At 43.4% G+C, this 17,160-nt stretch carries 12 protein-coding genes and 4 pseudogenes; 11 read left to right on the forward strand and 5 right to left on the reverse strand.

The window, feature by feature from the left end:
* Window positions 1-1,123: 1,123 nt before the first annotated feature.
* Window positions 1,124-2,077 (reverse strand): annotated as a pseudogene (locus tag DXT74_RS12140) (IS5 family transposase).
* A 506-nt stretch (window positions 2,078-2,583) separates the two neighbouring features.
* Here DXT74_RS12140 and DXT74_RS12145 point away from each other — a divergent pair.
* Entirely contained in the window at window positions 2,584-2,865 is a 282-nt protein-coding gene (locus tag DXT74_RS12145) for a hypothetical protein (RefSeq protein ID WP_194426066.1), read from the forward strand.
* 40 nt (window positions 2,866-2,905) lie between these two features.
* On the opposite strand, the gene DXT74_RS12150 is transcribed toward DXT74_RS12145, so the two are convergent.
* On the reverse strand, window positions 2,906-3,151 hold the full coding sequence (locus DXT74_RS12150) for a hypothetical protein (RefSeq protein ID WP_194426067.1): 246 nt from the start codon (window positions 3,149-3,151) through the stop codon (window positions 2,906-2,908).
* Window positions 3,152-3,268: 117 nt separating this feature from the next.
* On the opposite strand from DXT74_RS12150, the gene DXT74_RS12155 reads away from it, so the two are divergent.
* The 5 genes and pseudogenes from DXT74_RS12155 to DXT74_RS22850 all read left to right on the forward strand — a co-directional run.
* Window positions 3,269-4,195, forward strand: a complete 927-nt coding sequence (locus DXT74_RS12155) for a hypothetical protein (RefSeq protein ID WP_194426068.1) — start codon at window positions 3,269-3,271, stop codon at window positions 4,193-4,195.
* Window positions 4,177-6,522 (forward strand): ATP-binding protein, encoded by a 2,346-nt coding sequence (locus DXT74_RS12160; protein WP_194426069.1) that lies wholly within the window; start codon window positions 4,177-4,179, stop codon window positions 6,520-6,522. Before DXT74_RS12155 ends, DXT74_RS12160 begins: the two co-directional genes overlap by 19 nt.
* Before the next feature lie 43 nt (window positions 6,523-6,565).
* Window positions 6,566-7,210, forward strand: a complete 645-nt coding sequence (locus DXT74_RS12165) for a response regulator transcription factor (RefSeq protein WP_194426070.1) — start codon at window positions 6,566-6,568, stop codon at window positions 7,208-7,210.
* Window positions 7,211-7,271: 61 nt separating this feature from the next.
* Entirely contained in the window at window positions 7,272-7,460 is a 189-nt protein-coding gene (locus DXT74_RS12170) for a hypothetical protein (protein WP_194426071.1), read from the forward strand.
* 341 nt (window positions 7,461-7,801) lie between these two features.
* Window positions 7,802-8,492: pseudogene (locus DXT74_RS22850) on the forward strand (IS5 family transposase); the annotation flags it as partial.
* A gap of 122 nt (window positions 8,493-8,614) precedes the next feature.
* On the opposite strand, the pseudogene DXT74_RS12180 reads toward DXT74_RS22850, so the two are convergent.
* Window positions 8,615-8,994: pseudogene (locus DXT74_RS12180) on the reverse strand (transposase); the annotation flags it as partial.
* Window positions 8,995-9,259: 265 nt separating this feature from the next.
* Here DXT74_RS12180 and DXT74_RS12185 point away from each other — a divergent pair.
* Both DXT74_RS12185 and DXT74_RS12190 read left to right on the forward strand, forming a co-directional pair.
* Window positions 9,260-9,850, forward strand: a complete 591-nt coding sequence (locus DXT74_RS12185; protein ID WP_370551761.1) for a porin family protein — start codon at window positions 9,260-9,262, stop codon at window positions 9,848-9,850.
* Window positions 9,851-10,143: 293 nt separating this feature from the next.
* The gene (locus DXT74_RS12190) at window positions 10,144-10,542 is read left to right on the forward strand and encodes a hypothetical protein (protein ID WP_194426073.1); all 399 of its coding nucleotides are present in this window, start codon (window positions 10,144-10,146) and stop codon (window positions 10,540-10,542) included.
* A gap of 30 nt (window positions 10,543-10,572) precedes the next feature.
* Here the strand turns inward: DXT74_RS12190 and DXT74_RS23205 are convergent.
* Window positions 10,573-10,700 (reverse strand): annotated as a pseudogene (locus tag DXT74_RS23205) (IS3 family transposase); the annotation flags it as partial.
* A gap of 86 nt (window positions 10,701-10,786) precedes the next feature.
* On the opposite strand from DXT74_RS23205, the gene DXT74_RS12195 reads away from it, so the two are divergent.
* A protein-coding gene (locus DXT74_RS12195; RefSeq protein ID WP_370551721.1) for an IS3 family transposase occupies window positions 10,787-11,922 on the forward strand; the annotation gives its coding sequence in 2 pieces (ribosomal slippage) (window positions 10,787-11,042 and window positions 11,042-11,922; 1,137 coding nt in all).
* 91 nt (window positions 11,923-12,013) lie between these two features.
* Here the strand turns inward: DXT74_RS12195 and DXT74_RS12200 are convergent.
* Window positions 12,014-14,923: an HD domain-containing phosphohydrolase gene (locus tag DXT74_RS12200; protein WP_194426075.1), complete on the reverse strand. Its 2,910-nt coding sequence runs from the start codon at window positions 14,921-14,923 to the stop codon at window positions 12,014-12,016.
* A 708-nt stretch (window positions 14,924-15,631) separates the two neighbouring features.
* Here DXT74_RS12200 and DXT74_RS12205 point away from each other — a divergent pair.
* Together DXT74_RS12205 and DXT74_RS12210 are read left to right on the forward strand one after the other, a co-directional pair.
* Entirely contained in the window at window positions 15,632-16,258 is a 627-nt protein-coding gene (locus DXT74_RS12205; RefSeq protein ID WP_194426076.1) for a hypothetical protein, read from the forward strand.
* Between the two features lie 144 nt (window positions 16,259-16,402).
* Window positions 16,403-17,098 carry a fimbria/pilus periplasmic chaperone gene (locus tag DXT74_RS12210; RefSeq protein ID WP_194426077.1) on the forward strand — a complete coding sequence of 232 codons (696 nt, stop codon included), beginning with the start codon at window positions 16,403-16,405 and terminating at the stop codon, window positions 17,096-17,098.
* Window positions 17,099-17,160: the final 62 nt, after the last annotated feature.

The raw sequence follows: 17,160 nt of genomic DNA on the forward strand, positions 1-17,160 counted from the left end.
ATATATCAGTAAATTGTTCATCATGCTGATGATTTATCTGGGGAAAATCGTCATGAGAAGACGGCGTAGTAAAGATCGCTTGTGTAAAGTACTTAGTCTTTCGACTAGTAGTGGCCATCTAGTTGAGAGGTTCACTGCTGACGCTCGACGTAGCCTAGAGTCTGTTCATCGGCCTTTTCGGCCATTCGGTCTCGCTGAGGTGAACGACAGGTTTGAGAGGTTGAGTTGACTTTTCCGTGACTACGAAAAATGTGGCGATTTGGTCTAGGCTACCCAAATCGACAATGGGCCGAAGATGGCGCGCTCATGCTCTCGAAACCTATGGCAACCGCGCGGTTCCCTACCATTGCGACCGGTGAGGATCCTGGCATTTGTGCCCGGCTAATAGGTACACACCCGGACATTACTGCCACGACTGCTCGAAGCAGGCCTACGCCTCAGAAGATGCTGTCGAGTTACGTGCTCTCATTCTGGAACGAAAGCAAGGAACCTTGCTTAGTGTGTATGAGTGCCCCTACGGTGAAGGGTGGCACCTGATGAGCAAGGTTTGAATAGTGTGTAACGGGGTGGGGCGTACTTGACTCGCTCCACTTCGATGCCGCGGCAGTGAAGTCGGAGGAGGAGCGTGTACTGAATTTTGTGTAAATTAACATTTGTAGAGCACTATGTGGCCGGGCGGCGTTGTAATCGAGACGTCAAGCCTCAATTTTCAGCCGGACTTCAAGCAGATTAGGGAATGATCCACATCAATCCAGACGGCTTCCCAGTCCCAGGTATCGATCACTGTCAGGGTCCGAATCCGCCTGCCATTCCATAGGATATCGACGGCGAAGTCCATCGACTCGCTCGGAGATCCGGTGGCGAGCCATCAACTGCTTGGCCGCTGCACACCGAGCAGCAGGCCTACTTAGTTTTTTCAAGCACTTCTTTCAGCATCTCGATTTCGAGCGCCTGGTTGGCTACCAAGCGCTTCAGCTGGGCGTTTTCTTCCTCTAGGGAAGGGCTGAACAAGCGGCCGCGCGAACAGAAATGCAATTTCTCGCAGGTACTTCAACTGCTATAAATCCGCTGATTTCAGACCGCCCGACATGAGGATGACCGGACGTCTCTGGTCATCTCCCTTTCAGCCACCCGCCAGTAAGCCCTTTCGCGCCAACCAGATGTTCGCCAGCCCGAACAGCGTCATCAGTTGTGCGGTGTTCTTCTTCAAACCGAGGTAGCGTGTTTTCAGGTAGTCAAACTGCTGCTTGATGACCCGAAACGGATGCTCCACTTTGGCCCAAATCTTGGCTATGACCGTTTCTCCCAGCTGGATCTGCCGGTCATCGGCAGAATCGGTCAGCACTTTGCGCTGGCCGGGCCTCATTGCGATCCACCAGCGCAATGCTCACAATTGGTGTTCGGCTCGCTTGTGCACGCCAGTAAAGCCGGCGTCGCCAAACACATCGACCTCCTCGTCGTGCAGCAACAGATGGACCACCGTGACATCCGCCACATGGGGGGCGGTGCCGGCCACGTGATGCACCAGGCCGGACTGGGCATCGACGCCGATATGGGTCTTCATGCCAAAGTATCACTGATTGCCCTTCCTGGTTTGATGCATGTCCGGATCGCGCTTGCCATGGGCATTCTTGGTCCAGCTGGGCACGTGGATCAGAGTGGCATCGACGATGGTACCTTGCTTCAACATCAGCCCTTTGTCGCAGAGATGCTGATGGATGGCAGCAAACAGGGCGTGGGTCAGCTGGTGCTTCTCCGTAAGATGGCGGAAGTTCAGCAGGGTAGTTTCGTTTGGGATGGCATCCAGGGAGAGGCTGGCGAACTGGCGTATGGAGGCGATCTCGTACAAGCTTTCCTCCATGGCGGGATCGGACAGGCTGTACCACTGCTGTAGGCAGTAGACGCGCAGCATGGCGGACAACGGGTAGGGTCGGTGACCGTTGCCGGGCTTGGGGTAAACCGGAGCGATGACCGCTTCGAGCTGAGCCCAAGGCATGACCTGATCCATCTTGGCCAGGAGGATTTCGCGGTGGATGCGTTTTTTCTTGGTGGCGAATTCGAGATCGGTGAAGGTCAGTTACTGTCGCATGGCGGCGTCCTGAGTCAGGTTGGGGTTGAATGTGATTTATGGGAAGGCTGAGGACTTGTTCAGTCCCTCCCTCGCTGCTTCAGCGCTTGGCCTCCGACACTTCCATGCCGTCAAACTTACTGCGCTAGTTGTAGAACGTCGCATCGGAGATACCGTGCTTACGCTACAGCTAAGCTACTGGGAAGCCGGCCTCGGCTTCCTTAAGGATGGCAATGATCTGTGCTCTGGTATATCGAGCCTTCCGCACGAGAGGCTCCTTTAGCTTTCTTATGTTTGGTATACCTGCCGGGGGGAAGGTCAGGGCGATTCACTGAACAGTCCAGGAAAATTTAAGTGTTCACCGATTTTTTTTTGCGAGAAAAAGACAATAATTATTGTAATGCTTGCGAACATGCTAAGCAGACTAAATCTTGGATCATCTCCCTTGTAGTAGTTAGTCCCCACTTTAAGGGAGGCGTTGCCTCCCTTTTTTTTATTTTTTATTAAGTAATAAAATGCATAAAAAATCAAATGATTTAATCTTAATGGTTTTAAAAAAACAACTAGAAGTTATTGCCGATGAAGGGGGGTATATATCTGCAAAGCTTTTATACCTATCTGATGCGATATTAAGATCGGGCCATCAAAAATTCAAACCAGTTGCGCTCACCTCTGAAGGAACTAAAGTAATTTATAAAGTTGCGACAGGTACAACATTTCAAAATGATAGTGTTGTTTTCTTGACTAAACAAGAGATTTCATTGTTACTAACACATTTGACAAGCCTAAACTCTTAGGATCGCAAAACCCAAATAAGGGCAAGCTATAAGGAGCAAGTTAGCCGAGTAATTTACGAATGGCTGTCATTATCACATTTTTTTCAGATTGCGTTAAGTATATATATTTATTTCCAGCTGAATGATCAACGCATTTTTTTAAGGCTTGAATTGCCTTTAAACCGGATTTTGTTTCGAAGAGCTCTGACTGTTTTAATAGCTTATCAAGCTCTTCTAGCTCTTGTACTTTAAAAATAGATTTTTGATGACAGCTCTTAACAAAGTAATTGTTCACAGCATGGCCCATATGATCAACCAAAATTCCTAAATAAAATTTAATTATAAAGAAAATCTCAAGCTTGTCGTTCAGGGAATACTTAAAAAGCGGTTTGTGTAGTCGTTTTTGTAGTTGTAAAAAATTTTATTGCCGGCAAAAAAATTTTTGCTAATATTAATATATCTAGGTCAAAATTTAGCTGACGCAGCCATGATAAATAAAATTTATGAAAATATAAATATAATGCGCACATCTGCGTACTGGATATGTGCAGTATTTTCATTGTTGCTTTTTTTGTCCTTGATTTATATTTTGAAGCAAGAAAATAATCAACAAAAGCATTCTTTAGAAAAGCAATTTATTTCATATGAAGAAAAAATCAAATCTAACCTAGAGCAGAGAGAAAACGCTATACTTAGCTTTAAATACACTTTGGAAGAACTTAATGCAAGTAAATTTGCACCTGTTCATCTAATTAAAAAAAATATAACGATTGAAAAAGCAGAAAAATCTGGGTACGCATTTTTTCCTTTAATACTCAAAGAAAAAAGTATAAAAAACCAAAGCAATGATTTAGATGCTTTTGCTGCCATGGTATTTTTTATCTATGGAGTAGAAGAACATAGGTTTAAGTATATTCAAAATATGTATTTATTGGATATTAATAGTGGCGACGTTGTTTTTTTCCCTTTCTATATAAAGCAAGGTAAAAAAATAGCAAAAAACGACAGCGAAAAAAAAATACTTTTAAAGAAGTTAAGTGACACTTATAAATCAAATGAAAATATTTCATATTTTATTGATCATCCTAATAGTGTAGTAAGCTTTCCTCCAGATATAGGAATGACTGGGTTATCAAAAATCACTATGATGACAGCAATCCATTCAAAAAGTGGAGTAGATGCTTATTTAGTGATAGATTTTTCTGCGGATTCCATCTGGCGTGGAGTAGATTTACATCATGGTCTTTTGTCCTTAGTTTCACCTAACTCAGGATATACCCTTTCTAAAAAAGTAACGTTTCACCAGAAAGTAATTCGCAAAATAATTTTTACTTGTTTTTTGATTTCGTAGAAAAAATAGATGCATACTTAAATAAAAAACTAAAGAATTATAGTATAGAAACAACCCTCCAGCCATACGGCTGGAGGTTGAGTTATACTCAAAATCTTGATTTGATTAAGCACGGAGCAGAAGCCGGAATACATTGGTTGTTTTTGATATTTCTGCTAATTTCTCTAATTTTGTTAGTCTTTGCTATATTAATAGAAAAAAAAATACTAAAGCCAAGTTTAATTAGTACTAAGCTTTTGGAAGATACCTTAATTTTAAATGATAAGCTGTTCCAGCTTGCACCAGTTGGGTTATATGTTTTTGAAAAAAATAGTAATAAAGAGCTCAAGTCAAATGCTTCTGCTAAAGAGTTTTTAAAAAATATAACAGAGACAGAAAAAAACTATTTTTTTATTAAAATAGCTGACGAACTTAATAAAATATCCAACCAAACTTATACTGGTCAAATTACTTTTCAAACATTGCTTAATGAAGAAGTGGTTTGGGAAGTTAAGGCTGTCGAAATTAAACAAGACAACTTTCCTGCTATTTTTTGTGTTTTACGCGACATTAGCGAAATTATAAAAAAACAAAAAGCGTTAAATACATTGGCGCTAAAAGCAGATGCTTCAAATAAAGCGAAATCATTATTTTTGGCGACAATAAGCCACGAGATTAGAACCCCGCTAGGAAGTGTAATAAATGGCTTGGAGTTGTTGAGCTATTCCACATTAACAAAAGCACAAAAAAATCAATTAGATCTAGTTGCTCAATCATCTTTAATGTTATATGCCCTTATTAACGATATTTTAGATTTTAGTAAACTAGAAGCTGGTTCTATTTCGATTAAGAAAGAACTGTGTGATGCTAGGACTGTAGTTGAGATGTGCGTGCAACGGCTACTACATATGGCAAAAAATAAAGCGTTGGATATATTTTGTTTTATAGATCCAAAATTTCCTGCAGAAGTTTCTATAGATCAAATGCGCTTTGAGCAAATAATAAATAATCTACTTAGTAATGCTATTAAATTCACTGAAAAAGGGCGCGTTGCAGTTTTTTTAAACTTTCATAAAGAGTCAGATGGTGATGGTATTATTTATTTAAAAGTTGCAGATACTGGAATAGGGATTTCACCTCAAGAAAAAGAAAAGCTATTTCAGCCATTTGTGCAAATAGAAAACGAGCTTCAAAATTACCACCCTGGAACTGGGCTTGGGCTGTCGATTTGCTCGAAATTAACAGAGTTGCTTCATGGCAAATTAAAAATACTTAGTGAAGTTGGGCTTGGTACATCAGTAACTGTATCTATTCCTGCGGAAATGCAAACAGGGCAAGTTGAAAAAAAATTACAGGGTATATCTGTCGGGTTACTGTTATCTAATGATTTTGAGTTTCAATATTATGTAAAGGAATTACTGGAGTCTTTTGGTGCTTTTGCTGTATTAATCAATTCTAACGATATACCAAATGATTTAGACGTGCTTCTTTGTGATGAAAAAAAAGAATACAGGGAGAAAGAAGTTGATATCGTATTATCTCAAAATGCGCCCTTGCAACCTGACTGGAATGAAAATCCAATTTATGTTTCTTTTTTCTCTCGAGAAGCCATTGTACAAAGCATCCGAGTTGCAGCTGGATTAGATTTACTAGAATCAAGTAGTGAAGTGAAAAAAGATTTTTCTAAAGTTAACCAATCTTTAAAAGTGTTAGTCGCAGAGGATCATGTAATTAGCCAGCAAATAATTAAACAGCAGTTGGAACTGCTAAATCAAACAGTTTTTATTGTTGGTAATGGCAAAGAAGCTTTGTCAGTTTTGAGCAAGAAAAAAATTGATCTAATCCTAACAGATATTCATATGCCTGTCATGAATGGCTTTGAGTTATCTGCGCTAGTTCAAAGCCTTGATCCAGCCCCGCCTGTTTATGGGATGACTGCCGATTTAAATGAAGAGGTTCAATTTGAGGCAGAAAAAGCTGGTATGTCATCGTGCTTTTCTAAGCCATTAAATCTAGATCAATTGGCAGGGATATTAAAAACCATCTCTGAAAACATGTTTGTGCCAACGCAAATTATAAATCAAGGTTTTAATTTCGACGAAAAAACATCTGCTGCGCTTAAAGAAGATATATTGTTTTTAGATGCAGCATTATCGGCAAATGATCAAAGCTGTTTTATTTCGAGATTGCATTCACTGGTAGGGGCTTTGTCTGTGATGGGAGCGTCTACCACCGCAATCCAAGCTGAAAAATTATTGAAAAAGTCGCAGATATCTAATAGCTTTGTTAAAAGGGCAGATTGGGAAAGTCTTAAAGAAAACATAATTGCATTGCTAGTGGAGAAGTAAATGTCGGCTGATTTTTTAATTGTGTTTTTTAAAGGTAAAACATATGATCAAAATAATAGTCGCAGATGATCACCCTATCGTGTCTAATGGTTTGCAAAGCATGATAGAGCGAGATATTCAAATGAAAGTTGTTGGATTGGCTGAAAATTCGACTATCTTATTTGGGTTGCTAAAAGAAAAAGAATGTCATGTAATAGTTGTTGATTACTCTATGCCAGGAGATCAAAAACAGACGGATGGAATGGAGATGCTTAAGCAGTTGCGTATGAAACATGCGGACAAAGCACTAGTACTTTTTACTACAATGGACAACCCTGGCATTATCGCTAGTTTAATAAAATTTGGAATATCAACAATTGTTAGTAAAAAAGATCCCTTGGATTATTTACATGCAGCGATTATCAGTGCTGTTAATGGGCGATCCTTTATTTCCCCTAGTATTAGTCAGCTTTTTAGTGTCGGCTCAACAGGCGAAGATAGTGGAGGAATAAAACTATCCAAAAGAGAACTAGAGGTTTTAAGGCTTTGTGCTCAAGGATTAACACTTGTAAGCATAGCGCGCCGTTTAAATAGAAGTGATAGGACTATCAGCTCTCAAAAAAGTATAGCAATGAGAAAGCTGGGATTAAGAAATGATTACGAATTATATCAATATGCAATTTCTACAGGGTTAATAGAGAAGAAATAATTGATCTCTATGCTAAATAGAGTTTTTGAGTGGTGTAAAAATGATTTTATTTGAGGTTTGTATGGAAGCAAAAAAAATTTTATCTTCTATGACTTTGACAGAGTTAAGATTGTTGTATGTTGAAGTGGAGGCTGAAATAATTTCTAAGGCAAAAAAAGATAAATGCATTGCCGGGAATTTAAATTTAAGTGAACAAAATAACTATGCAGAGCATAGTGAGAGATTTAAACCCAAAAAAAGCTATATTTGAAAAATAAATATCAAAATATATGTAAACCAAAACAAACTTGGGGGGCGGCGGGCCAGACGCTAAAGCCACTAAAAAAAACGACAGGACAAGTTGGTGCCAAAGCTTGTCAGACGGGTATGACACCTACTTGTTTCACAGAAGCTATGGAAATTGTAATAACTGCTGCTTACCATGATAGCTCACTGTCGTGGTAAAGGCCCATGCTCGTTTGGATGATTGATTCGCTCTATACAGCATCCTAAATTGCCCTCACCGCGGGTGTTCCATGGGAGGAGCTACGTCAGGAATTGGGCTTCGGCACGGAAATGACTTACTGGCAACTTTCAATGACCTTGTGAACCCGTACCCGTTTGGATGATCGGTCCGCTCTGAACGGCATCCTATTTGTCCTCACCACGGGTATCCCATGGGAGGACCTGTCACAGGAGCTGGGCTTCGGCAACGGCATGACCTGCTGGCGACGACTACGGGATTAGCAGCTCCAAGATATCTGGGAGCAGCTTCATCTGGTACGTAGCTTCGACAATGCGTCCAAATTGATTAGAGTCGTGCCAGCATCGACGGGGCGAGTGTCGCCAGCCCCCTCCGAGGAGCCTGCAAGCTGGGCCTAACCCCACCGACTGGGGCAAGCGCGGTAGCAAACGGCACATCGTCGTAGATCGCCGTGGCCTGCCATTGGCGCTGTGTATTACTGGTGCCAACCAGCATGACTCAATAGTGTTTGAGTCATTGATCGATGCCAGCCCGGCCATCCCCGGTTTACCGGGCCAGCTACAGAAACAGCATGACCGGCTACACCCCGACAAGGCTACGACTACCTTCGACGACGAGGCATCCAGGCCCGAATTGCTCGTCGAAGCGTTGAAAATAGCGAGAAGCTTGGGTGGTATCGCTGGGTGGTTAAGTGAAGGCACGCGTGGCTGGCGGGTTTTGGCAAGTTGCGTATTCGTTTTGAACGTCGGCTCGATACGCATTATGTTGAAGCTGGCTTGTTGCCTGATTTACTTACGCTTTATCGAGAAATTTTGTTAGTGGCTCTTTGAGTCTGTTCACGATCTTTTTGTCCTGAGATAATTGCTGGATGCGAAAAAGCCATTATCCAAGACGCGAATGGTGCATGCCTACTTGACCGTTGGAGTCAGCCTAACCGTTGTCCGTGCTTGATAGACATGGACACTGCGTGACAACCCCACCAGCCGACAGGCCCGTTGCTCCGAGATAGGGGTCATCTTCCGCATCCGCTGCACCGCCTCACACTTCTGCTGCAGGGTTAATGCTTTATCCCAAGTGTGACTTTGGGTGCCTCGGCGTCCAAGATAGCCTCGGCCAGCAAGCACTTCAACCGAGCATTCTCGGTTTCGAGCTCCTTCAGCCCCGTGGCATCTGAAACCTCCATGTCGCCGAACTTAGCCCGCCAATTGTAGAACGAGGCATCGCTAAAGCCATGCTGCCGGCACAATTCCGTCACCGTCACGCCGGCTTCGGCCTGGTTGAGAAACCTGATAATTTGTTCTTCCGTGAACCGTTTCTTCAAGTCCGTTCTCCTCGTACAAGACGAAATTTACTAAGTTTCGGATGGCTCTGTTTCGGGGAAGCAAGTCACCTAGCTAAGTGAATTTCGCCGCCATGCCAACGGCGTTTATTTTTGTATTTATACGAATATGGTTTAAATATTTATTTAAGTGATCCATTATTGCTAGAACGGAGGTTTTTGATATTATGAAGTTGCGTTCTAGTTAAAATTAACTCTTAGATATCATAAAAAATATTTAGCTGCATTCTACATTTCTACGTGTGCCATTTGCGCACAAGCTTCTGATAATGGTATTTATGTTTTTAGTAATACAGGGCTCAATGTCTCAAAACTTGAGAATGAACAGATTTCGCATAAAAATCTAATCGTTAATGATGAATACATACCGGAAATTCGTGCATTAACCTTTGACAATAAGTCTGCTGGTTCTATTGCCGAGCTAGGCGCAGGTTATGGCTTTAATAAAAACTTTGCGATAGAGCTATCTTATGCTTATTTAGGTGAGTATAAAAATAAAAACAAACAAGAAATTAGGGATGAAAATGGAGAGTTGGTAAAAAGTTCTAAAGAAACAAATCGGAGCATAAAGCTAGATGCATGGCGTTTTGCTTTCCTCGGTGCGATCCCAGTCTCCGATACTATTAACCTTTATGGCAAACTAAGTCTTAACCAGTTGAAGCAACGTATTAGGGTTGAAAATAACTCTGAAACATCGACTCTAGTAAAACCTGGAATCGGTTTGGGTGTTTACTATAAGCTGACAAAAAACTTTAACGTGCGTGCTGAGTATGAGTATACCCCAGTGGGTGACGTTAAAATTGATTTATTTAAAATCGGTGTTGCTTATAAGTTTTAAAAACCTGATGCGCGATGTTTACATTGCGCATTTTTAATTTAATTGTAAAATCTTTGGTCAGTTATTTAAAATAATTGAATCGATGTTTAATTTGCTGAATCGTACCTACTTTCCTAAATATTTCTAAACCTCCCTCTAGTCTCTGACACAGAAAAGCTATAAGAAGGTGGTATTTTTCCAAGAAATGGTAGCATGCAAATGCTACACTTCGCGAAAACTAATTTGTTCATGTAACATTGCTTGCCATTCTTTAGTTTTTGCGCAAAAATTACTATTTGCCACGGTATCAGCTAATGAAAAAATATTGTTTTGTATCAAAAAACACAACAACATATATTAACAAATTAGTTTTTATTGCGATGGAAATAACTTGCGGCGCGTTGATGCTTCCTGTCGAAGCTAGCGATTTGAAACATATTGATTGGGCGGGGAAGTGGCTAGGAGTGGAAGGCATGTATTTGAATATCACCCCGAGCAATGATCACTATCAACTTGAAATGCAATTTGATCTCGACAGTATGGTTTACCGTGGGGCTGGCCTCGATGATCAAAAAGGCATTGTTTTTATCCGGGATAATAACAAATATATATTACGTGCTGGCCCTGGAAATCAATCGGGCTTGAAGGGGTTGAATAGCTTGCGCGATTGCTTAATCGTGGTTTCAGGAGAGGCTTATTGCCGTGATAAGTAGACTGTCCCGTACCTTAGCCAAATTTCTGCCTCATGCCGAAGCCCGCCAAAAGGCCTCGCGACTAATGCACCCAAGTAACTATAGCGGCTAGTTCGATTGTAAAAAGCTTTGATGTAATCGAATACATCTGATTTGGCCAATTCGCGGGTTTTGCTTATCTAGGCTCAGGTCCGCTGATCTGCACCCCTTAGGCCTTACCAATCAAAAGTAGAGAGAAGTCCGTCACTGAAGGAGAATGACGGACATGAAGAAGAGCAGATTCACCGAAGAACAGATCATTGGCTTTCTCAAGCAGGCCGAACTGGGCATGGCCATCAAAGAGGTCTGCCGGCAGGGCGGTTTCTCCGAGGCCACCTTCTATAAGTGGCGCAGTAAATACGGCGGCATGAATGTCGCCGAGCTTCAGCGCGCCCGAGATCTGGAGGCCGAGAACGCCCGTCTCAAGAAGTTGCTGGCCGAGGCCCATCTCGACATCGAAGCCCTCAAGGTCGCCTTCGGGGTAAAGCGTTAGCCCCGCAGGCTAAGCGGCAGGCCATTAGCGTGATGTTGAGCAGTGGATTAGCGCTCTCAGAGCGCCGCGCCTGCCGGCTTGTGGGGCTCTCCCGAGATGCCTGGCGACATCCGCCACAGGCGGATGCGCTGACGTGTCAGCTGACGGCTCGCATCGTCGAGATCGCGCAGACACGCCGCCGTTTTGGCTACCGGCGGGTACATGATCTGCTGCGTCACGAATTCCCTGGCATCAATCACAAACGGGTTTACCGCTTGTACCGCGAGCAAGGCCTGGCCGTCAGGCGACGCAACCGCCGGCGCAAGCTCACTGGCGTGCGTACGCCACTGCAGGCGGCCACGCAGTTGAACGAGGTGTGGAGCATGGATTTTGTCAGCGACCAGTTAGCCTGTGGCCGACGCTTGAAATGCCTGACGGTAGCCGATGACTTCAGCCACGAGGCGGTGCAGGTTGCGGTAGATTTCTCGATGTCTGGCCAATACGTCACGCGCATGCTGGATCAGGTGGCGCAATTTCGCGGCTATCCGTTGGCAGTCAGGACGGATAATGGGCCAGGGTTCACCAGTCGTGTGTTTATGGGGTGGGCGCGAACGCATGGTATCCGGCACATTCTGATTCAGCCGGGTCGACCGATGCAGAATGGTTACGTTGAAAGTTTCAACGCCAGATTCCGCGATGAGTGCCTGAATGAACATGTCTTCGATTCGTTGGCAGAAGCGCGGCAGATCATTGCGGCTTGGCAGGACGACTACAACCAGGTGCGCCCCCACGGTTCGATTGGCCGCATATCACCAGCAGTGTTTGCGGCATGCTATCGCCAGCAGCGGACCACCGAACTATCAAGCAGTACCACTACCATGCAAACCTAGGACTTCTCTCCTTATCGCTGGTATGGCTGGAGGGGGCAGATCAGGATTACAACGGCGATGTTCATCATCACAAGAGTGGAACTTGTTAAGTTTATTTGTATAAGTAGTCATTGATATTTACTTCATCAATTTGCGAGGGATCCATATAACTGTGAGCGTATTCGCTATAGATGCCGGTGCGTAGGAACAAGTCAAAGAGATCCGGATCAATGTGTTGATTTTTTTTCATTAAAGACATAATGTGAATGGCTTCTGACAAAGTCTTACCTTGTTTGTAAGGGCGATCTCCCGCGGTGAGAGCCTCAAAAATATCAGCGATAGCCATCATTCTTGCCGTCCAGCTCATTTCCTCTCTTTTTAGGCGACGAGGATAGCCGCTCCCATCCATTTTTTCATGATGACCACCGGCAATCTCAACAATATTGCGTAAATGCCGAGGTAAGGGTAGACCGCTTAGCATGATGATAGTCTGCATGATGTGTTCATTGATTTTGTATCGTTCTTCCTCCGAAAGAGTTCCGCTCTTTATTGATAAATTATAAATCTCGCCTCTGTTGTATAGATTTTCAGGAACCTCAATACGGAATTGCCAACGACAGTCACTTGGCAATCTGTCATGCGTTCCTCTTGTTATGATATGATCAGCCTTATCTGCCAAAACATTTTCCAAGATCGGCAAGACTTCAAGCCCTTCCATATCCTTACGCTTCCGCTCCGCTTGACTGACTCCTAAGCGGTCACTCAGCGTCCTGACCCAAGTTCTTTCCGCAATTTTCTTTAGCCTAGAGACCCGATCCAGGTCCATGAACTCGCTGCCTTCATTACAGCTGGCCACAAAAAAATAATCGTCATCCAGCCGAGCCAACTCCTCAAGAAGCTGCGCCGATAATTGTTCTTGATTTGCGCCTTGTACAATTGCTTTCCAGTAGCTAATTTCTGCGTCTCGTTTCATCACTTCGAAACGCATGCGTACTTCATGTATACGGTCGTAAATAGTTTCTAATTTAGTTGCTTTATCCACTACGTACTCTGGCGTGGTCACTTTGCCACAATCATGTAGCCAAGCTGCTATATGCAGCTCTTCCCATTCTTCCGCGCTAAGATGAAAAGAAGCGAATACCCCCTGACTTTCTTTGCAGGCCGCCTCTGCCAGCTTCTTGGTTAAGTCGGGAACCCGCTGGCAATGCCCTCCTGTGTAAGGGCTTTTAGCATCAATCGCGCCCGCGATCAGTTTAATAAAAGACTCAAGAAGATTTTTTTGCTCACGAAGAAATTGCTGCGTTTGCAGAGCGATTGCGGCCGTTCCAGACAAGGCTTGGACAAAGGAAAGCCTGTCATCGTCCAAGCGAGTCTCGTTTTCATTAACAAGCAAAGAAACAACGCCTAATAATTCATTGTTACGATCTCGCAGTGGAATGACCAGCAATGTCAGCGGCTGATCAATGACTCCTAACATCCCGAAGTGAGTTTGAGCCGTTTCTCTATCGAGAGCCAATAAGTGATTAGGGCTTTTTAATGCGTTAAAAAGCGGGTGATCGGGCTGGCTATCGGGGCTGATGACTAATAAAAGCTCTTCTTGCAAAGAAGTGCCATGCCATAAGTGTTTCACGTTCACAAAACTGCCGTTAGAGTTATCCATGAGTAGGAGTATACCGCCTTCGGCGTTAGACGCTTGCTGCAACTCCGTCAGCACGCGTTTTAGTAGTGTGGGGAAATGGGTTTCTGAAGCAAGTGCTGTGGAGAGCTCGAGAAACTGTCTAATAGTTGATTTCATACTATCAAAAGACTGCGAAAGTTCTACAACTTCCTTAATGGTCGAATTCACTTCGACTCTATTTGAAAAATCAAATCGACGTATTTTTTCCGCCTCTTCAGTGAGTTTTTTCAGCGGTCGTGACGCCAGTTTGGCAAGCCAAAAAGCGATTGCCACTCCAAAAAAAATGAGAATTGCCGTGACCAACAAAATGTGGTTACGTATCGCTAATGCATCTGCAAGCAACTCACGATGTGGTGCTGCAATGAGTAACTTCAAAAACTTTCCCCCGGGAACGGGTACTGATAAAACAGTGCCTTGCCAGTTCTCATTGTTTACACTGAACATTAAGCTTTTATTTTCTTGCTTAAGTTGTAGCAGTTGATTCAAAACGAGGTTGTTGATTTCACTGAGTTTTGGCAGGCTTAATTTGCCATTTTTTTCAACCTTAGCCTCTCCGCCGCCTAAGTCCGAGCTAATCACCGTCCCTTGATCACTCGTCAATGCCAGCGTACTGTGTGGTGTCATGCGCAGCTTTTGCAGAATGCGCCCAATATCATCTAATTGAATATCCGCCCCCGCTACCGCTCGATTATTAACGCCACGCAGTGATAAGGTCACTCCGCTTTTTTTGGTTGTGTAAAAAAGATAAGGCTCAGATGTCACCAATACCGGAAAATCTACAGCCGTCTTGTACCAATTGCGAGAGCGAGGATCAAACCGATAATCGTCTCTCGCTTCTCGCGCTAGGATTTTTCCATCATCATTTAAATAAACAAACTCACCTAGAATGTCTGTGCTGGTATGTGTAATGCTTTGCACTATCCAGCCCGTACTGGCTGGCGCATGAAAAAGCTTGTTCGAAGAAAAATCAGAACGCCAGCGGCGCAACATGAAAAAATCTCCATTTTCATAGCCAATATAGCTTGACGTAAGCCACGGCAAGCGCTTCATTCCTATCATTAAGAATGAAAGGCTGTCTAGCCGTTTATTTAGCGTATTTGCCTGCATCAGATGCTGATAAGAAAGCAGCTCCACAAAAGCTGCGGTGGGTTGGTATATTTGATCAATTTGCTGGCTTGTCTGATTGCCTGCTTGCTCCATGGCATTGCCGGCGGCATCTAAAAGTAATCGGGTTTCTTGCCGATAGTGATAGATGGAACTGATAAAGGCAAAGCTGAGCAGTAATCCAATAAACAAATAAGCAATATGGAGCTGCAAAGAAATCGTGCGTTTTATGGCATGCATGACCGTATGCTTTCACTAAAGTACTTTTTAGTAAAAATAATTGAATTTGTTTTTCATGGCTTTAAATTTAGAATATCCGTGTTTTTGTGTCAAGAAAGCTATTAATAGAGGCTAAACTTGTTGGTTTCGCGGCTGAGGCAAGGGGAGCCGGCGCAGGCAGTACTTGAGCACGGCAAGTGGGCGCAAGGTAATATCAGGGATTTTGTTAGCTGCTCTTGGCGGATATTAAGTCAACAGTCAAAAATAATGCTGATATATTTTAAGGGTAGCCTGATTCGCATTTGAGGAATAATGCACTATTTTTGCGATAAAAACCGCCTTGCGAGCTAGGGGCTGGACAAGGCGAAAACATCTGAATAAGAGCGGATAACAAAAGACCTGATATTACCTTGCGCCCACTTGCCGTGCTCAGGTGCTGCCTACCCGCGTTTCGCGACGCGTAGCAGATCGTAAACAGGTTCTAAGAAACTGTTCGCGTTGTGGGGCCTGGCACGGTGAGGGCCGCTTCGAAAGGCTCGTGTTGCGCGTGAGTATTCTGCTTTCTCAGCCGTTTTCGCTTGGCCTCGTCTTGGTTGGCGTGATCCTGAACAGGTGCTTAAATCTCAAGCGAATGCTATTTTTAAGTGTTCTCTGATTTATTGTGACGCCTCATTTTTATATTATTTATCTGCTTTACCTTTCGTTTTTCATTTTCTTGGGATTAAAGAGATGCTTAAAAAATTAGTTTTCCCGGCTCTTGCCACTACCTTGATGACCTTCGGCGTTGCGGCGTCGGCCGCTACGCCAGCAAGTCCAGTGTCGCATAACGGGTCAGCGCAAATCAGTTTGCTTATTGAAAAAACCAATGTTACTTCGGTGCCTGGCTTAAATTTTAGTTTGAAAACTGGGGACAATTTATCCCATTATCAAGCTAGCATTAATGGTGTGATTGGCAATACTCACAGTTTGCCGGATTTTTCTTTTGTAGCAACTCCAAATACTGGAGTTGATCACCCAGCTTATAAAACACTTAATATAACCGCAAAACTTGACACTAATTCCGATAAATTGAACCTGTCTGGTGGTGACGAATCTGAGTATCTACAGATGACTCATAAAATCCAAAAGACGGATAATCCAGATGACTTTGCTGATCTTACTTCTGGTTCAGAAACGAATATTTTATCCATAACGGGATCAACTGCTCTGGCTATAAAAGGTCAAAATTTTACCAGAGTCATTAAAACTACTCTTAAACCGGCTCCTGGGAAAGCAAACTTCAGCGAGATGGCTTTTGGTCGATACAATGGGGTTGTAAAGCTTATCCTTTCCGCGAATTGGTCAGATGGAGTATAACATCCCCATAATTTTATCAGCAAAACTCCGCACTAACTCAGCTAAGTTCTTTAAGCTACAAAGAGTGTTGCTGTTCGGTAAATTGCTGTAATTTTAATGGCGCCCACTTTGATAGAAGTGGGCTTTTTAAATGAAGGAGTTTGAATGACTAGGTTGGTGATGATTAAGGCTTTCGGCTTTTCCTTGGCTTGCGGCATGGTGTCAAGCACGGTTTGGGCGCTTGGGTTTGATGAGCTGGCTATTTTCTTGGCTTCGGATCAGCAGCAAGTTAGCCAACGCATTAGAAACCCCGCGGCTTCTGCTAAACTGGTGACAGTTAAGGTGGAGCCTATGGATAGCCCAGAAACCATGAATGTGATAGCTATCACGTCACAGCAGCGTGATGAATTATTATTTACCCCTTCTCGCCTTATATTGCCCGCGGGGGGGGATTTTCATGTACGGTTTATCTATCAAGGGCCCAAGGATGATAAGGAGCGCTATTATAAAATTACCTGGGATGGCGTGGATGTGAAGAAAAAAAATGAGGACAGCTCATCTCCGCAGGTGCAAAGCATGATAGAGACCAGAATATCAATCTCTACCACCCTGGTGGTGCTGCCTCGGCATGCCCGATATGATTATCATTTTGACAATCAAAAGATAAGTAATTCAGGCAATGCCACCCTGGAGCTTTCCGCATCCGGTCCCTGTCTGGATAAGGCCAAAAAACATTGCAATGAAGTTTTCCCGCTATTGCCTGGAAAGACTAAAGCATTTAAAGAGGTTGATTTGGCCAGCAAGGAGGCAGTGGTGATGATGTGGAAAAATAAAAAAGGAGAGCTGTTAAAGCATCAATAAAAACGGCTTTGCTTACTGACTAACACTTTTTTTCATTATAACACCTGGCGTGGTGTTGAATT

The organism is Chromobacterium sp. Rain0013 (assembly GCF_015291765.1).
Lineage (GTDB): Bacteria > Pseudomonadota > Gammaproteobacteria > Burkholderiales > Chromobacteriaceae > Chromobacterium > Chromobacterium haemolyticum.